This window comes from Citrobacter sp. Cpo037 (assembly GCF_030332945.1).
GTDB classification, from domain to species: domain Bacteria; phylum Pseudomonadota; class Gammaproteobacteria; order Enterobacterales; family Enterobacteriaceae; genus Citrobacter; species Citrobacter portucalensis.
Genome location: NZ_JAOWGW010000065.1, coordinates 46,616 through 62,931, shown reverse-complemented (window position 1 = coordinate 62,931; position 16,316 = coordinate 46,616). Strand labels below are relative to the sequence as shown.

Annotated in this window: 12 protein-coding genes; 9 read left to right on the top strand and 3 right to left on the bottom strand. The window is 52.6% G+C overall.

The window, feature by feature from the left end:
* Positions 1 to 292 (bottom strand): IS5/IS1182 family transposase (locus OGX94_RS14530; protein ID WP_009653094.1); only part of this gene is annotated, 292 nt, incomplete at its 3' end.
* Positions 293 to 1,068: 776 nt separating this feature from the next.
* Here OGX94_RS14530 and OGX94_RS14525 point away from each other — a divergent pair.
* The 3 genes from OGX94_RS14525 (at position 1,069) to pdxY (ending at position 4,764) form a co-directional block, all read left to right on the top strand.
* Positions 1,069 to 2,439 carry a tyrosine phenol-lyase gene (locus OGX94_RS14525; RefSeq protein WP_197385317.1) on the top strand — a complete coding sequence of 457 codons (1,371 nt, stop codon included), beginning with the start codon at positions 1,069 to 1,071 and terminating at the stop codon, positions 2,437 to 2,439.
* A gap of 190 nt (positions 2,440 to 2,629) precedes the next feature.
* Entirely contained in the window at positions 2,630 to 3,895 is a 1,266-nt protein-coding gene (locus tag OGX94_RS14520) for an aromatic amino acid transporter (protein ID WP_003830097.1), read from the top strand.
* 11 nt (positions 3,896 to 3,906) lie between these two features.
* Entirely contained in the window at positions 3,907 to 4,764 is an 858-nt protein-coding gene (gene pdxY, locus OGX94_RS14515) for a pyridoxal kinase PdxY (RefSeq protein ID WP_003830096.1), read from the top strand.
* Between the two features lie 500 nt (positions 4,765 to 5,264).
* On the opposite strand, the gene OGX94_RS14510 is transcribed toward pdxY, so the two are convergent.
* On the bottom strand, positions 5,265 to 6,818 hold the full coding sequence (locus tag OGX94_RS14510; RefSeq protein WP_079937197.1) for an L-lactate permease: 1,554 nt from the start codon (positions 6,816 to 6,818) through the stop codon (positions 5,265 to 5,267).
* Between the two features lie 436 nt (positions 6,819 to 7,254).
* On the opposite strand from OGX94_RS14510, the gene dld reads away from it, so the two are divergent.
* From dld to OGX94_RS14490, 4 genes are all read left to right on the top strand, one after another.
* Entirely contained in the window at positions 7,255 to 8,952 is a 1,698-nt protein-coding gene (gene dld / locus OGX94_RS14505) for a D-lactate dehydrogenase (RefSeq protein ID WP_257662261.1), read from the top strand.
* Between the two features lie 74 nt (positions 8,953 to 9,026).
* Entirely contained in the window at positions 9,027 to 9,746 is a 720-nt protein-coding gene (locus tag OGX94_RS14500) for a (Fe-S)-binding protein (protein ID WP_001102107.1), read from the top strand.
* Positions 9,747 to 9,756: 10 nt separating this feature from the next.
* A complete protein-coding gene (locus OGX94_RS14495; RefSeq protein ID WP_003830092.1) occupies positions 9,757 to 11,184 on the top strand; it encodes a LutB/LldF family L-lactate oxidation iron-sulfur protein in 1,428 nt (475 codons plus the stop codon).
* Complete coding sequence (locus OGX94_RS14490) at positions 11,177 to 11,872, top strand: LutC/YkgG family protein (RefSeq protein WP_003830091.1); 696 nt, start codon at positions 11,177 to 11,179, stop codon at positions 11,870 to 11,872. Before OGX94_RS14495 ends, OGX94_RS14490 begins: the two co-directional genes overlap by 8 nt.
* 49 nt (positions 11,873 to 11,921) lie before the next feature.
* Here the strand turns inward: OGX94_RS14490 and gntP are convergent, their stop codons facing one another.
* The gene (gntP, locus tag OGX94_RS14485; RefSeq protein WP_003033260.1) at positions 11,922 to 13,265 is read right to left on the bottom strand and encodes a gluconate permease GntP; all 1,344 of its coding nucleotides are present in this window, start codon (positions 13,263 to 13,265) and stop codon (positions 11,922 to 11,924) included.
* Positions 13,266 to 13,526: 261 nt separating this feature from the next.
* Here gntP and uxuA point away from each other — a divergent pair, with 261 nt between their 5' ends.
* Both uxuA and OGX94_RS14475 read left to right on the top strand, forming a co-directional pair.
* Positions 13,527 to 14,711 carry a mannonate dehydratase gene (gene uxuA, locus OGX94_RS14480; protein ID WP_003830090.1) on the top strand — a complete coding sequence of 395 codons (1,185 nt, stop codon included), beginning with the start codon at positions 13,527 to 13,529 and terminating at the stop codon, positions 14,709 to 14,711.
* 80 nt (positions 14,712 to 14,791) lie between these two features.
* Positions 14,792 to 16,267, top strand: coding sequence for a fructuronate reductase (locus OGX94_RS14475; protein ID WP_003830089.1), 1,476 nt, complete (start codon positions 14,792 to 14,794; stop codon positions 16,265 to 16,267).
* Positions 16,268 to 16,316: the final 49 nt, after the last annotated feature.

Here is a 16,316-nt window from a genome sequence, read left to right as displayed (position 1 = left end):
CGCTATCCAGGGATAATCGGGCAAACAGGCGCATGGAGGCGATTTCGTACAGGGCATCTTCCATGGCACCGTCGCTCAGGTTGTACCAATGCTGCATGCAGTGAATACGCAGCATGGTCTCCAGCGGATAGGGCCGTCGGCCATTGCCCGCCTTGGGATAAAACGGCTCGATGACAGCGGTCATATTCTGCCATGGCAGAATCTGCTCCATGCGGGAGAGGAAAATCTCTTTTCGGGTCTGACGGCGCTTAGTGCTGAATTCACTATCGGCGAAGGTGAGTTGATGGCTCATGATGTCCCTCTGGGATGCGCTCCGGATGAATATGATGATCTCATATCAGGAACTTGTTCGCACCTTCCCTAATAAAACCCCTGTAAATTCCCCCAGTGATCTTCGGTAAGTCCAGATGTAAATAAGATGAAATAAGCGCGAATAGCACGCTTTCGGAATAAATAGAAAACGCCTTCACCCCAATAAATCCGGTATTATTCACCGTATAAATCCATTCCCCTCCAGTCCGCCAAATACGGCCATTTCCAGAAAATAGCGCTCCTCTGCATCAGGCCAAAAATGCGATCTAACTCACTGAAGCAAATAGCAAACTCTGAAACAACACCGTTTTGTACACTTTGCTTTACACTTTTAGTGATGTAAATCACAAATGTCACTCCATGAAGTGATCCGACTCTCACAAAATGAGGTGTACTCATTCAGCAATACATTACGAGCACAGCCTGGAAAGTTAAGTTTTCAGTATTTCCACTCCCCGCAGACACACTACGATGAATGGCAAATCGAAACGCAAAAAAAAACTTGTTGAATATTAACGGGTAAAAAAAAGGCGTGTGATTTGCATCACTCACATTTACAGCTTTTTAAATTATTGCCAGTGATTAATGTTGACCGGGCTATTTCCATAATCAATCAAATCTTGCATAGTGCCTCCACATTATTTCTCCCCCTGGCTCAGGAGGCGAATAGTTATATTTCATCAGAGTTTATTGATGAACCAGGTATGCTTTACTTCACATTAATACGTACATGACCACTGTTACTGGAGAAACAAAATGAATTATCCGGCAGAACCCTTCCGTATTAAAAGCGTTGAAACTGTATCTATGATCCCGCGTGATGAGCGCCTTAAGAAAATGCAAGAAGCGGGTTACAATACTTTCCTGTTAAATTCGAAAGATATTTATATTGACCTGCTGACCGACAGTGGCACCAACGCAATGAGCGACAAGCAGTGGGCCGGAATGATGATGGGTGATGAAGCGTACGCGGGCAGCGAAAACTTCTATCATCTGGAAAGAACCGTGCAGGAACTGTTCGGCTTTAAACATATTGTTCCTACTCACCAGGGCCGCGGCGCAGAAAACTTATTATCACAGCTGGCTATTAAACCAGGGCAATATGTTGCTGGTAATATGTATTTCACTACTACCCGTTATCACCAGGAAAAAAATGGTGCGGTGTTTGTCGATATCGTTCGTGACGAAGCGCACGATGCCGGTCTGAATATTGCGTTTAAAGGTGATATCGATCTTAAAAAATTACAAAAGCTGATTGATGAAAAAGGCGCAGAGAATATTGCCTATATCTGCCTAGCGGTGACGGTTAACCTCGCGGGCGGCCAGCCGGTCTCGATGGCGAACATGCGTGCGGTGCGTGAACTGACGGCAGCACACGGCATTAAAGTGTTCTACGACGCTACCCGCTGCGTGGAAAACGCCTACTTTATCAAAGAGCAAGAGCAGGGCTTTGAGAGCAAGAGCATCGCCGAAATCGTGCATGAGATGTTCAGCTACGCCGACGGTTGTACCATGAGTGGTAAAAAAGACTGTCTGGTGAACATCGGCGGCTTCCTGTGCATGAACGATGACGAAATGTTCTCTTCTGCCAAAGAGTTAGTCGTGGTGTACGAAGGGATGCCATCTTACGGCGGTCTGGCCGGACGCGACATGGAAGCCATGGCGATTGGCCTGCGCGAAGCCATGCAGTACGAGTACATCGAGCACCGCGTGAAGCAGGTTCGCTACCTGGGCGATAAGCTGAAAGCCGCTGGCGTACCGATTGTTGAACCGGTGGGTGGTCACGCGGTATTCCTCGATGCGCGTCGCTTCTGCGAGCACCTCACGCAAGATGAGTTCCCGGCACAAAGTCTGGCCGCCAGCATCTATGTGGAAACCGGCGTACGTAGTATGGAACGCGGAATTATCTCTGCGGGCCGTAATAACGTGACCGGTGAACACCACAGACCGAAACTGGAAACTGTGCGTCTGACTATTCCACGTCGTGTATATACCTACGCACATATGGATGTCGTGGCTGACGGCATTATTAAACTTTACCAGCACAAAGAAGATATTCGCGGGCTGAAGTTTATTTACGAGCCGAAGCAGTTACGTTTCTTTACTGCACGCTTTGATTACATCTAAAAAATAGTTATGGCCCCATCACATGATGGGGCTTTTTTGTATTCCTTTTCCATGAACAGGAAGCCTTTGCGGTGCTCGTTACCGTGACATAACTAAAAAAAAGTAAACCCTGACTCCGACATTTTTATTATCCGCATGATGTACAAATGACAGCTGTAATTATAACGAATAGTCTACAGGAACATTTATCATGGATATTAATGCCATTGAGCGACAGAGTAGTACCCCCGGACTGATTAGCGGAACCATGTTGGTTATCGCAACCGTAGTGGGTGGCGGGATGTTCTCCCTGCCGATTGCGATGGCCGGCGTATGGTTCCCCGGTGCGTCTGTTATTCTTCTGTTTATCGCCATCATGATGTTATTAACCGGTCTGATGCTGGTTGAAGTTAATCTGCATTATGGTGCCGGTGCCAGTTTTAATACCTTTACTCAGGATTTATTAGGCCGTAAGTGGAATATCGTAGTCGGTATCGCTTTCGGCTTTGTGCTGTATATTCTGACCTATGCCTATATTTCCGGATCGTCAGCGGTGATGGCGCAAACCGTGTTCAAATACAGCGGCGTGCGCTTTCCGGCGAATATCTCGGTGGTGATCGTCAGTATGCTAGTCGGCGCGATTGCCTGGTACAGCTCCTTGCTGGTTGGACGCATCACTACCGTGTTGATTATCGGTAAGTTTATCGCGTTCTTTGCTACTTTCTCCGGGCTGGTTGGTCATATTGAAGTGGCGAAACTTGTCGACAGCGTGGCGGTGGCGCTGCCCAACTCACAGTACCTGCCTTACATTCTGATGACGCTGCCGTTCTGTATTATCTCGTTTGGTTTTCACGGTAACGTGCCGAGCCTGGTCAAGCTGTATGGCAAGAGTGGGGTCCCGAATATCACGCGTTCGATTATCATCGGTACGCTGTTTGCCCTGCTGCTGTACATCTTCTGGCTGGGCGTCACGATGGGTAACATCAGCCGTTCCGCGTTCCCGCCAATTATCGCCAAAGGCGGCAATATCGATGTGTTTGTTGAGGCCATCAGCGAGCTGTTCACCAGCCGGTATATGGATCTGATCCTGACCTTCTTCGGCAACTTCGCAGTAGCCAGTTCTCTGCTGGCGGCGACGCTTGGCTTGTTCGATTATATCGCCGACCTGTTTCACTTCCCGGATGACGGCATGGGCCGCCTGAAAACCGCGCTGGTGACCTACTTTCCGCCAGCCGCCGTGTGCTTCTTCTTCCCGAACGGTTTTGTGCACGCGATTGGCTACGCCGGTCTGGCCTTTACCATCTGGAGCGTGATCCTGCCGCCGTTCCTGGTGAAAGCCGCGCGGAAACGTTTCCCGACCGCCAGCTATACCGCGCCCTGTAATAACACCGTGCTTAACCTGGTGATTGTCTGTGGGGCGGTTGTCTATCTGACGGTTGTTCTGGACGTATTTGGTCTGCTGCCAACGTTTCGTTAGACGGAGTCAAAATGAAAAACGTGTTGTCTGTTCAGTCGTCAGTCGTTTATGGCTATGCCGGAAATAAAGCCGCTGTGCTGCCGATGCAGCTTTCGGGGATCGATGTCTGGCCGTTTTACACCGTACAGTTTTCCAACCACACCCAGTACGGGATGTGGCAGGGCATGGCGATGCCGCACGGCGAGCTGAGTGCCATCATCAGCGGGCTGGATGACCTGCAAAAGCTGGCGCAATGCGATGCCGTGCTGTCCGGGTATCTTGGAGATAAACGTCATTGTGAAGAGGTGAAGCACGCGGTCACCACCATTCGTCAGCGTAATCCGCAGGCGCTCTATTTTTGCGATCCGGTGATGGGCGATCCGCAAAAAGGCTGCATTGTCGCGCAGGGCGTAGAGTCCTTTTTTGTCGATGATGCCATTCAACTGGCCGACATAATGGGACCGAATCTCTATGAGCTGGGCGTGCTGACGGGCAGACAACTGCGTGGTTTTGACGAGGTGGTGGAAGCTGCGCAACAGCTGGTGGCATGGGGGGTGAAAAAGGTGCTGGTGAAGCATCTCGGCGACTGCTCACGGGACAAACAGTCGTTTGAAATGCTGCTGGTGACGCCGGAACAGATGTTACACATTGCCCGGCCGCTGTATACCTTTGCCAAAATGCCGGTGGGCGTTGGGGATCTGATTTGCAGCGTGATGCTGGCCTCACTGCTCAATGGTTATGAGGATAAGCAGGCGCTGGAGCGGACCACCAGTGTCGTCGATGCGGTGATGCGACTGACAAAAGAGCATGATTCGTATGAACTGCGGCTGATAGATGCGCGTCACCAGATAATGGATCCGCAAATTCGCTATCGGGCAGCGGTACTGTAGCGCCGCAGGGAGGCTTTATGTTTCTGACATTGCTGCGGCTTCAGCATCCGCTGGTCTACCGTTTTGCGTGGCTTCGTCTGTGGGTGGCGGTGTTAAGAGCATGCGGTCTGCGTAAGAGAAAGGGGTGAGCATTTTACGCTGCTGTTGCTACCGGATGCGGCTCGCGCCTTATCCGGCCTATAAATGAGCGTGAAACGCAGGCCTACAAATGAGTGTGAAATGTAGGCCTGATAAGCGAAGCGCCATCAGGCATAAGTGCCAGGTATTACACGCGGAAGTAGCGTGGTGGAATCAACGCGGAAAAGGCGTCGAACTTCTTCACCATCTTTTTCCAGAACAACATAACAACAATCCTCGATTTGAAACATCGGCGCTATTTTAGTCAGCGCCGACAAATCGTAAAGCCTGTCGCCTTGTTTCGTTTCTGGGGTGGTGTAAACCTTTTTGGTCACTGTGTCGTCAAATACGATTGCCGCGAATTTGACGGGGTTGACAATGGCTTACGCCATAAACCAGTAATAAAAGAGACCGACTTTCAGGCCAAGGATCACAATGTAGGCACAGCAGTATTTCATGGTGCCAGACATGATCTGATTGGCCTGACCGTCCATTTTGGTGGCAGAAACCGCGATGGCGATGCTTTGCGGCGAAATCATTTTGCCCCCCGTAGCGCCAGAGGTATTGGCCGCCGCCAGCCAGTTGGGATCGATATGTAACTTGCTGGCAGCTATGGTTTGCAGCTTGCCGAACAGAATGTTCGAGTTGGTATCGCTGCCGGTAACGAACGTGCCCAGCGCGCCAATCACCGGGGCGAGGAAGACGTACGAGCTGCCGGTCAGATCGACAATCGACTGCGCCAGCGTGGAGATAATCCCGCTGAGATCCATCACCGTGGCCAGCGCGACGATCGCCATAATTGCCACGATAGAGTTTTTAAGCTGGAAAATCGTTTTGATAAATACTTCCAGCATCCCGCGTGCGGACGCTCCCTGAATAAAACCGCCGATAATGGTCGCAAAGATAATCAGCATCCCTGGTGTGGTCACCCATTCAACTTTCAGTGCCATCGTTTTGCCGTCAGCCAACGTGAAATGCAGCACAGAAGCCAGTTGGGACGCCGCACCTTTTATTGTCGGGAACAGCGGCGAACACAGCAGGATAAACACAAAAATAAACAGATAGATAGAGCCCACGCGGAACAACACTTTTGCCGAGCGCGGCGTGGTTTCGCGGGTATGGCTGACCTCAATGCGCCACTCGGGATCGGTTTTCCCTTTGCGCAGGCGACTGACCATCGCCACGGCAAACAGGCTGACCAGGCTACCGGCAAAGGCGGGTAATTCCGCGCCAAGATGGATGGCGACAAAATATTGCGGAACCAGCGTGGAAATGCCGCAAATCAACGTGATCAGAAATACGCCACGAATGGCTTTCAGGCCGCCGCCAATAATGCAGACAATCACAAACGGCAGCAGGATATTAAACAACGCAAGCTGCAAAATAATGGTTCCGCCTAAGGTATAAACCGGCAGATTAACCTGTTCAGCCAGAATAGAAACCGGGATCCCGACCGCGCCGAATGCGGTGGGAACGGTATTCGCCACGAGAGAAGCAATCGCTGCTTTCAGCGGGTTGAATCCCAGCGCAATCAGAATGCCGATCGGAATAGCGACCGCCGTGCCATAGCCCGCTGCGGCTTCAAGAAATCCACCAAAACACCATGAAATCAGCAGCACCTGAATACGCTTATCTTCGCTAATACTGGCGAGAATATCGCGCAAAATATCCAGCGCTTTGGTCGCCTGCATGACGTTATAACTGAAAATAGCGCCGAGGATCACAATCACGATCGGCCATAGTCCCTTCAGTGCGCCATACCCTATCGCGGCTTTCAGATTTTGTACGGGCATTTCCCAGAATATTGCCGATAGTGCAGCGGTGAATACCAAAGAGATCAGTACGGAATAATGGATGGGCATTTTTAATTTCAGTATTAAAAATACCATCAGCAGCAAAGGAGAGAGTGCCAGAGCAAACATTAAATATTCGTGCATTACAATTCCCGATTTACTTTTTTAGACTGAACTATATTTAGGGGGAAGGAAGCTACCTGAATAATAAAATAAAAAATGCAAACTGAATCGCTTCAGTGAAATAAAGTTATAAAGGTTAATAATTGTATAAATAATGTTATTTTTTTATTAAATATGAATAACCACTAAATATAATAATACCCATTAGAGTTAATCATTAATAGGTATGAAGCGGTCTTTGCAATAAATGAAATAAGCGTCTTGGCATCCAGTAAAAGAACGGAGTATGAATTATGTGGTAGTGGTAATTTCATTAAAAAAATGTGAGCGGTGCCGAAAGAAATAAAATGGGGTATTGCATGTGGATATTGATTGAGGGAATATTCTGTTTTGTCATACAAATGAACTTATAGCCATTTTCACTGGCCCTGATATAAGGAGCGGAGAGCCGCCCTCCATGAAACATACTGATAATAAGACCTTTTTGACGACTCTTACCCAATTGGTTGGCCCTGCTCATATCCTCACCGAACCGTCAAAAACTGCGCGTTACCGTAAGGGATTCCGCTCGGGTCAGGGTGATGCTCTGGCGGTGGTTATCCCCGGCTCTTTGCTTGAACTCTGGAAAGTCCTCAGCGCCTGCGTTGAGGCCGATAAAATAATCCTGATGCAGGCGTCGAACACAGGCCTGACCGAGGGTTCGACGCCAAATGGTAATGACTACGACCGCGAGATCGTCATTATCAGCACGCTGCGGCTGGACAGTCTGCATGTGCTGGATGAGGGCAAGCAGGTGCTGGCTTATCCGGGCACCACGCTGTACTCGCTGGAAAAGGCGCTGAAGCCGTTTGGCCGTGAGCCGCATTCGGTGATCGGCTCTTCGTGCATCGGCGCGTCGGTTATCGGCGGTATCTGTAATAACTCGGGCGGTTCTCTGGTCCAGCGAGGCCCGGCTTACACCGAGATGTCGCTGTTTGCCCGCATTGATGAACAGGGACGCTTGCAGCTGGTCAATCACCTTGGCATTGAGCTAGGTCAGACGCCAGAGCAAATCCTTGCCCGGCTGGATAACAATGCGATTGAAGCCGCGCTCGTCAACCATGACGGGCGTCACGCGCACGATCACGACTATGTTAGCCGCGTGCGGGACATCAATGCCGACACGCCAGCACGTTACAACGCTGACCCGGATCGCTTGTTTGAATCCTCTGGCTGCGCGGGCAAGTTAGCGGTGTTTGCCGTACGTCTGGATACCTTTGAAGCCGAGAAGAACCAGCAGGTCTTTTATATCGGTACCAATCAGACTGATGTCCTGACTGAGATTCGCCGCCACATCCTGGCGAATTTTACAAACCTGCCGGTTGCTGGGGAGTATATGCACCGCGATATCTATGATATTGCAGAGAAATATAGCAAAGATACCTTCCTGATGATCGACAAACTTGGCACGGACAAAATGCCGTTCTTCTTCAACCTGAAGGGGCGTACCGAGGCCATACTTGAGAAAGTGAAGATTTTTCGTCCGCACTTTACCGACCGCGCTATGCAGGCTTTTAGCCATCTGTTCCCGAGCCATCTCCCGGCGCGGATGAAGACCTGGCGCGATAACTATGAACACCATCTAATGCTGAAAATGTCCGGTGAGGGTGTGGCCGAAGCCCAGGCATGGTTAACGGACTATTTTAAATCGGCCGAGGGCGCGTTCTTTACCTGTACCGCGGAAGAGGGCAGTAAGGCGTTTCTGCATCGTTTTGCCGCTGCGGGCGCTGCCATTCGTTATCAGGCCGTTCATTCCGATGAGGTTGAGGATATTCTCGCGCTGGATATTGCATTACGCCGTAATGATACCGAATGGTATGAGCATTTACCGGCAGAAATTGATAGTCAGTTGGTGCATAAACTCTATTACGGTCATTTTATGTGCCATGTCCTCCATCAGGATTATATCGTTAAAAAAGGCGTAGATGCCCACGCGTTAAAAGAACAGATGCTGGAATTACTGCGCCAACGCGGAGCGCAATATCCGGCGGAACACAATGTCGGTCATCTGTATAAAGCGCCGGAGAATTTGGCGCGTTTTTATCAGGAGAATGATCCGACCAACACTATGAACCCAGGCATTGGTAAAACCAGTAAACAGAAAAACTGGGCATGAAATATGAATGAACATTTGTTTGATATCGCGATATCAAGCGCAATAAACAGAAATGAAGCAATGGAGTAGTTATTGTGAATGTAAATTTCTTTGTTACCTGCATTGGTGACGCACTGAAATCACGGATGGCACGAGACTCCGTATTGCTGCTGGAAAAACTGGGTTGTCGCGTGAATTTCCCCGAGAAGCAAGGGTGTTGCGGTCAGCCAGCCATCAACAGCGGTTACATCAAAGAGGCGATCCCTGGGATGAAAAACCTGATCGCCGCGCTGGAAGACAACGACGATCCGATTATCTCCCCTGCGGGCTCCTGCACCTACGCGGTAAAAAGCTACCCGACGTATCTGGCCGATGAACCGGAATGGGCGCTACGTGCTGAGAAAGTTTCCGCGCGTATGCAGGATCTCACCTCCTTTATCGTCAACAAACTGGGCGTGGTGGACGTTGGCGCCAGCCTGCAGGGGCGCGCTGTGTATCATCCTTCCTGTAGCCTGACCCGCAAACTGGGGGTGAAGGAAGAGCCGCTCACGCTGCTGAAAAACGTGCGCGGACTGGAGCTGCTGACGTTTGCCGATCAGGACACCTGCTGCGGCTTTGGCGGAACGTTCTCGGTCAAGATGGCCGAAATATCCGGTGAGATGGTGAAAGAGAAAGTCTTACATCTGATGGATGCAAAGCCGGAATATTTGATTGGCGCAGACGTCAGCTGCCTGCTGAACATTGGCGGCCGACTGCAACGGGAAGGCCAGCCGGTCAAAGTGATGCATATTGCTGAAGTGCTGATGAGCCGCTGAGGGGAAAGAGATGTCGATAAAAACCAGCGATGTAGAATTTAAACTGCGCATTCGTCAGCAGATAGAAGATCCGATCATGCGCAAAGCCGTGGCTAATGCGCAGGAGCGTATCGGCGCAAATCGGCAAAAAATGGTCGATGAGTTAGGCCACTGGGAAGACTGGCGCGATCGTGCCAGCCAGATCCGCGATCACGTTCTGAGCAACCTCGACGCTTACCTGTATCAACTCTCCGAGAAAGTGACGGAAAACGGCGGGCACGTCTATTTCGCCAAAACCAAAGAAGATGCCACTCGCTACATTTTGCAGGTTGCGCAAAGTAAAAATGCGCAGAAGGTGGTGAAGTCCAAGTCGATGGTGACCGAAGAGATCGGCGTCAACCATGTGCTGCAGGATGCCGGAATCCAGGTGATCGAAACCGATCTCGGGGAATATATCCTGCAACTGGATCAGGATCCGCCTTCGCACGTCGTGGTCCCGGCGATTCATAAAGATCGCTATCAGATCCGCCGCGTGCTGAACGAACGTCTGGGGTATGACGGCCCGGAAACCCCGGAAGCCATGACCTTGTTCATTCGTCAGAAGATCCGTGAGGATTTCCTCAGTGCCGAAATCGGTATTACCGGCTGTAACTTTGCCGTGGCGGAAACCGGCTCGGTGTGTCTGGTGACCAACGAAGGCAACGCGCGCATGTGCACCACGCTGCCGAAAACGCACATTGCGGTGATGGGCATGGAGCGTATCGCGCCGACCTTTGCCGAGGTGGATGTGCTGATCACCATGCTGGCGCGCAGCGCCGTGGGTGCACGTCTGACGGGCTACAACACCTGGCTGACCGGCCCGCGCGAGGCGGATAACGTTGACGGACCGGAAGAGTTCCATCTGGTGATTGTCGATAACGGTCGCTCGCAGGTGCTGGGCTCAGAGTTTCGCGATGTGCTGCGCTGCATCCGCTGCGGAGCCTGTATGAACACCTGTCCGGCGTACCGTCACATCGGCGGACACGGCTATGGCTCTATCTATCCTGGACCTATCGGCGCGGTGATTTCTCCGCTGCTCGGCGGCTATAAAGATTTTAAGGATCTGCCGTACGCCTGTTCTTTATGCACGGCCTGTGACAGCGTCTGCCCGGTGCGCATTCCTCTGTCAAAACTGATCCTGCGTCATCGCCGGGTGATGGCCGAGGAGGGCATTACGCCGAAAGCCGAGCGACGGGCGATCAAAATGTTCGCTTATGCCAATAGCCATCCGGGGCTGTGGAAAGTCGGGATGATGGCGGGCGCGCATGCGGCGAGCTGGTTTATCAATGGCGGCAAAACCCCGCTCAAGGTTGGCGCGATTGGTGACTGGATGGAGGCGCGCGATCTGCCTGATGCTGACGGCGAGAGCTTCCGCAGCTGGTTTAAAAAACATCAGGCGCAGGAGAAAAAGAATGGATAACCGTACCGCGTTTTTAAACACCATCGCCCAGGCGCTGGGTCGCCCGCTGCGCTTCGAGCCGCAAGCAGATGCCGCGCCGGTTAACAACTATGCCAACGAGCGCCTGACCGAGCTTAGCCCGCAGCAGCGCTGCGATGCGTTCATCCAGTTCGCCAGCGAAGTGATGCTGGCTCGCTGCGAGCTGACTCGCGAGGACCTGGCCGCAGACGCGGCGTTACGCCTGTGCGAAGAATTGGGTCAGCAGCCGGTGGTGCTGAGCGGCGACAGCCGGCTGGTGGAGCTGGGTATCACCGAACGCTTGCAGCAGGAATGCAACGCCGTGGTCTGGGATCCGGCGCGTGGTAGCGAAAATATTACCCAGGCCGAGCAGGCGAAAGTCGGCGTGGTGTATGCCGAATATGGCCTGACGGAGTCCGGCGGCGTGGTGCTGTTTTCCGCACCGGAGCGCGGGCGTTCCCTGAGCCTGTTGCCGGAGTCCTCGATTTTCGTGCTGCGTAAAAGCACCATCCTGCCGCGCGTGGCGCAGCTGGCAGAAAAACTGCATCAGAAAGCACAGGCCGGTGAGCGTATGCCATCGTGCATTAATATCATCAGTGGACCCAGCTCGACGGCGGATATTGAGCTTATCAAGGTGGTTGGGGTACATGGCCCGGTGAAGGCGGTGTATCTGATTATTGAGGATTGTTGAGGCAGGATGGAAAACCGCTCTGGCGCTATAGGCCAGAGCGGTATCGACGTTATGCAATCATGCTGATGATCAACACGATAATCAGGCCAACCACGGAGTTTACCAGCTCCAGCAGACCCCAGGTTTTCAGCGTATCCTTCACCGACAGGTCAAAGTAGCCTTTGAACAGCCAGAACGAAGCATCGTTGATATGGGTCAGGGTGTTGGAGCCCGCCGCTGTTGCCAGTACCAGCAACGCCGGGTCGACGCCCACCAGTTGACCGGTTGCCGGGTCGAGGATCGCTGCGCTAATAATCCCCGCCGCCGTCATGGCTGAGACCACGCCCTGACCCGTTGCCAGACGAATCAGCACGGTTATCAACCACGCCATGATGTAGGGAGAAATATTACCGTGCGACATCAGCATGCCGATGGTATCGCCGATGCCGGTATCGATAATGGTTTGCTTCAGTACGCCGCCCGCGCCGATGATCAGGATCACCATGGCGATGCTTTTCACCGCGTTTTCAAAGGCGTTCATTACCCACTGCATGTCATGACCGCGCGCGGTACCAAACAGCACGAAGGCGACAACCATGGCGATAAACATTGCAATCGGCGAGGAGCCTAAGAAGTTGACCACTTCCCACGCCTGCGTCCCTTTCACCAGCCAGATGTTGGCGATGGTGGTGGAGATCATGATGATCGCCGGGATCAGCGGCACCAGGATAGAAACTCCGAAGGACGGCAGGTTGTTCTGGTCAACCGGTACGTCGGCCTTCATGAATGACGGCGTTGGACGATCGAGGTTGCCGAGGAATTTCGGCAGAATAAGCCCGGCGCAGATCACGCTCGGAATGGTCACCAGGATACCGTAGATGTAGACCATGCCCATGTCAGCGCCGTAGGCGTTAACCAGCGCGACCGGACCCGGCTGCGGTGGGAACAGTGAGTGAGCGGTGGTGGCGGCGGCAACCGCAGGAATCGCCAGCTTGAGGAACGGGATCTTCGCTTCCGCGGCAATGACGATCACCAGCGGTGCCAGCATAATAAACGCCACTTCATAGAACATCGCCAGGCCGAAGATCAGACCAATAATGATCACCGACAGCTGCACGTAACGTAGACCGAGTCGCGCCAGCAGTGTATGGGCAATCTGATGCGCCGCCCCGGAGTCAACCATCAGCTTACCGATGACTGCCCCGAATACCACGATAATCGCCAGCTCACCCAGCGTGCTGCCAAAGCCGGATTTCATGGTATGCAGCAGTTCCATTAAATCCATTCCCGCCAGCATACCGACCGAGAGTGCCGCCAGCAGCAGGGCGACCATCGAGTTTATTTTGAATCTTAAATTGAGCACCAGCATCAGGCCGATGCCGAATACAACCCACAGAATATTGAGAACGTGCATATAACGTCTACCTTACTTTGGTTGAACTATTATGATTTTGGTTGAGATGTTACATATATTGGTCAACCTATGATGCGATGGATGTCACATTGCGTTACATGTTTACATTAATACTGGGTTGTCTGGACGTAAAAAGGCGATCTAATCAGCAGGTATCGTGATTTGGTTAACCAATTTAGCGCTTCAGGTTGACATGTAATACCAAAAGGAGGAATTTATGTGCCATATCGTCGAGTCCATAACGTAAATGAGGAATAAAACATGGAACAGACATGGCGCTGGTATGGTCCTAACGATCCGGTCACCTTAGCGGATGTACGTCAGGCGGGTGCTACGGGCGTTGTTACCGCCTTGCACCATATCCCGAACGGGGAAGTGTGGACGGTTGATGAGATCCTAAAACGCAAAGCCATTATTGAGCAGGCGGGTCTGGTATGGTCGGTCGTCGAAAGCGTACCGATCCACGAAGACATTAAAACCCGTTCCGGCAACTATCAGCAGTGGATTGCCAACTACCAGCAAAGCCTGCGTAACCTGGCCGAGTGCGGCATTCGTACCGTGTGCTACAACTTTATGCCGGTTCTCGACTGGACCCGTACCGACCTGGAATACGTCCTGCCGGACGGCTCCAAAGCGCTGCGTTTCGATCAAATTGAATTTGCCGCCTTTGAGCTGCATATCCTCAAACGCCCGGGCGCGGAAGCGGACTACACCGCCGAAGAGATTGCGCAGGCGCATGAACGCTTCACCACCATGAGCGAAGAAGACAAAGCACGTCTGACCCGCAATATCATCGCCGGTTTGCCGGGCGCGGAAGAGGGCTACACGCTCGACCAGTTCCGCCAGCATCTTGAACGCTATAAGGATATCGATAAAGCTGCGCTGCGTGAGAATTTTGCCGTCTTCCTGAAGGCGATTATTCCTGTAGCAGAAGAGGTCGGTGTGCGCATGGCGGTACACCCGGACGATCCGCCGCGCCCAATCCTTGGCCTGCCACGCATTGTTTCCACCGTGGAAGACATGCAGTGGATGGTCGATACGGTCAACAGCATGGCGAACGGTTTCACCATGTGTACCGGCTCCTACGGCGTTCGTGCGGATAACGACCTGGTCGACATGATCAAACAGTTTGGCCCGCGCATTTACTTCACACATTTGCGCTCCACGCTGCGTGAAGATAACCCGAAAACTTTCCATGAAGCGGCGCATCTTAACGGCGACGTCGACATGTACGAAGTGGTGAAAGCGATCGTTGAGGAAGAACAGCGCCGTAAAGCCGAGGGCAAAGAGGATCTGATTCCTATGCGCCCGGACCACGGTCACCAGATGCTTGACGACCTGAAAAAGAAAACCAACCCAGGTTACTCCGCGATTGGTCGCCTGAAAGGCCTGGCGGAAGTACGTGGCGTTGAGATGGCTATCCAGCGCGCTTTCTTTAGCCGCTAAAGCAGTGTTGCCGGTCGCCTGTCTGGCCGGCTTTTTTCTTTTCTCTCCGTTGGTCTTTCCGACGGGATCTGGAGTTCACGATGACAACGACAATTGCCAATAGCAACCTGCCGGTTGCACGCCCCGCATGGGACAGCTCTCGTCTGCAATCCCGCATTGTTCACCTGGGATGCGGCGCTTTCCACCGCGCGCATCAGGCGCTGTACACCCACCATCTGCTGGAAACCACCGACAGCGACTGGGGTATCTGTGAAGTTAACCTGATGCCGGGTAATGACTGCATACTGATTGAAAACCTGCGCAAGCAACAATTGCTGTATACCGTGGCGGAAAAAGGCGCGGACAATACCGTGCTGAAAGTGATTGGCTCAATGAAAGAAGCCCTGCACCCGGAGCTTGATGGCTGTGATGGTATTTTACAGGCCATGGCGCGCCCGCAGACGGCAATTGTCTCGCTGACGGTCACGGAAAAAGGCTACTGCACCGATGCCGCCAGCGGCCAGTTAGATCTCAATAACCCGCTGATTAAACACGATCTGGCGAATCCGGCCGCGCCGAAATCGGCGATTGGTTACATCGTACAGGCGCTGCATCTGCGTCGTGAGCAGGGGCTGGCGGCCTTTACCGTGATGTCCTGCGATAACGTGCGCGAAAATGGCCATGTGGCGAAAGTTGCGGTGCTGGGCCTGGCGCAGGCGCGCGATCCGCAGCTGGCGCAGTGGATTGAAGCGAACGCCACTTTCCCATGCACCATGGTCGACCGCATTGTTCCGGCGGCGACGCCAGAAACGTTGCAAGAGATTGCCGACCAGTTGGGCGTTTACGATCCGTGCGCTATCGCCTGCGAACCGTTCCGCCAGTGGGTGATTGAAGACAACTTTGTTAACGGTCGTCCTGACTGGGACAAAGTCGGCGCACAGTTTGTTGCCGACGTAGTACCGTTTGAAATGATGAAACTGCGCATGCTCAACGGTAGCCACTCTTTCCTCGCTTATCTGGGCTATCTTGGCGGTTATGAAACCATCGCTGACACCATGACCAATCCAGCGTACCGCAAAGCGGCGTTTGCACTGATGATGCAGGAGCAAGCGCCAACGCTGTCGATGCCGGAAGGCACCGATCTCAGTGCCTATGCGACGCTGCTGATCGAGCGTTTCAGCAACCCGTCTCTGCGCCACCGTACCTGGCAGATTGCGATGGATGGCAGCCAGAAACTGCCGCAGCGCCTGCTGGATCCGGTGCGTCTGCATCTGCAAAACGGCAGCGGCTGGCGTCATCTGGCACTGGGCATCGCGGGCTGGATGCGCTACACCCACGGTGTGGATGAACAGGGGCAAGTCATTGATGTTGTCGACCCAATGCAGGCCGAATTCCAGCGCATTAACCAACAGTTCCAGGGAGCCGAACGGGTGACGGCGCTGCTGGGGTTAAGCGGCATTTTTGGTCACGATCTGGCGGAAAACGCCGATTTTGTGGAAACGATTATCGCGGAGTATCAACAGTTGTGTGAACACGGCGCACGCGAGTGCGTTGCAGCGTTAAGCGCTGACGCATAACCTCCCAGGTATGACGGGTCAATCAAAATACTAATTTGGTTGACCCGTT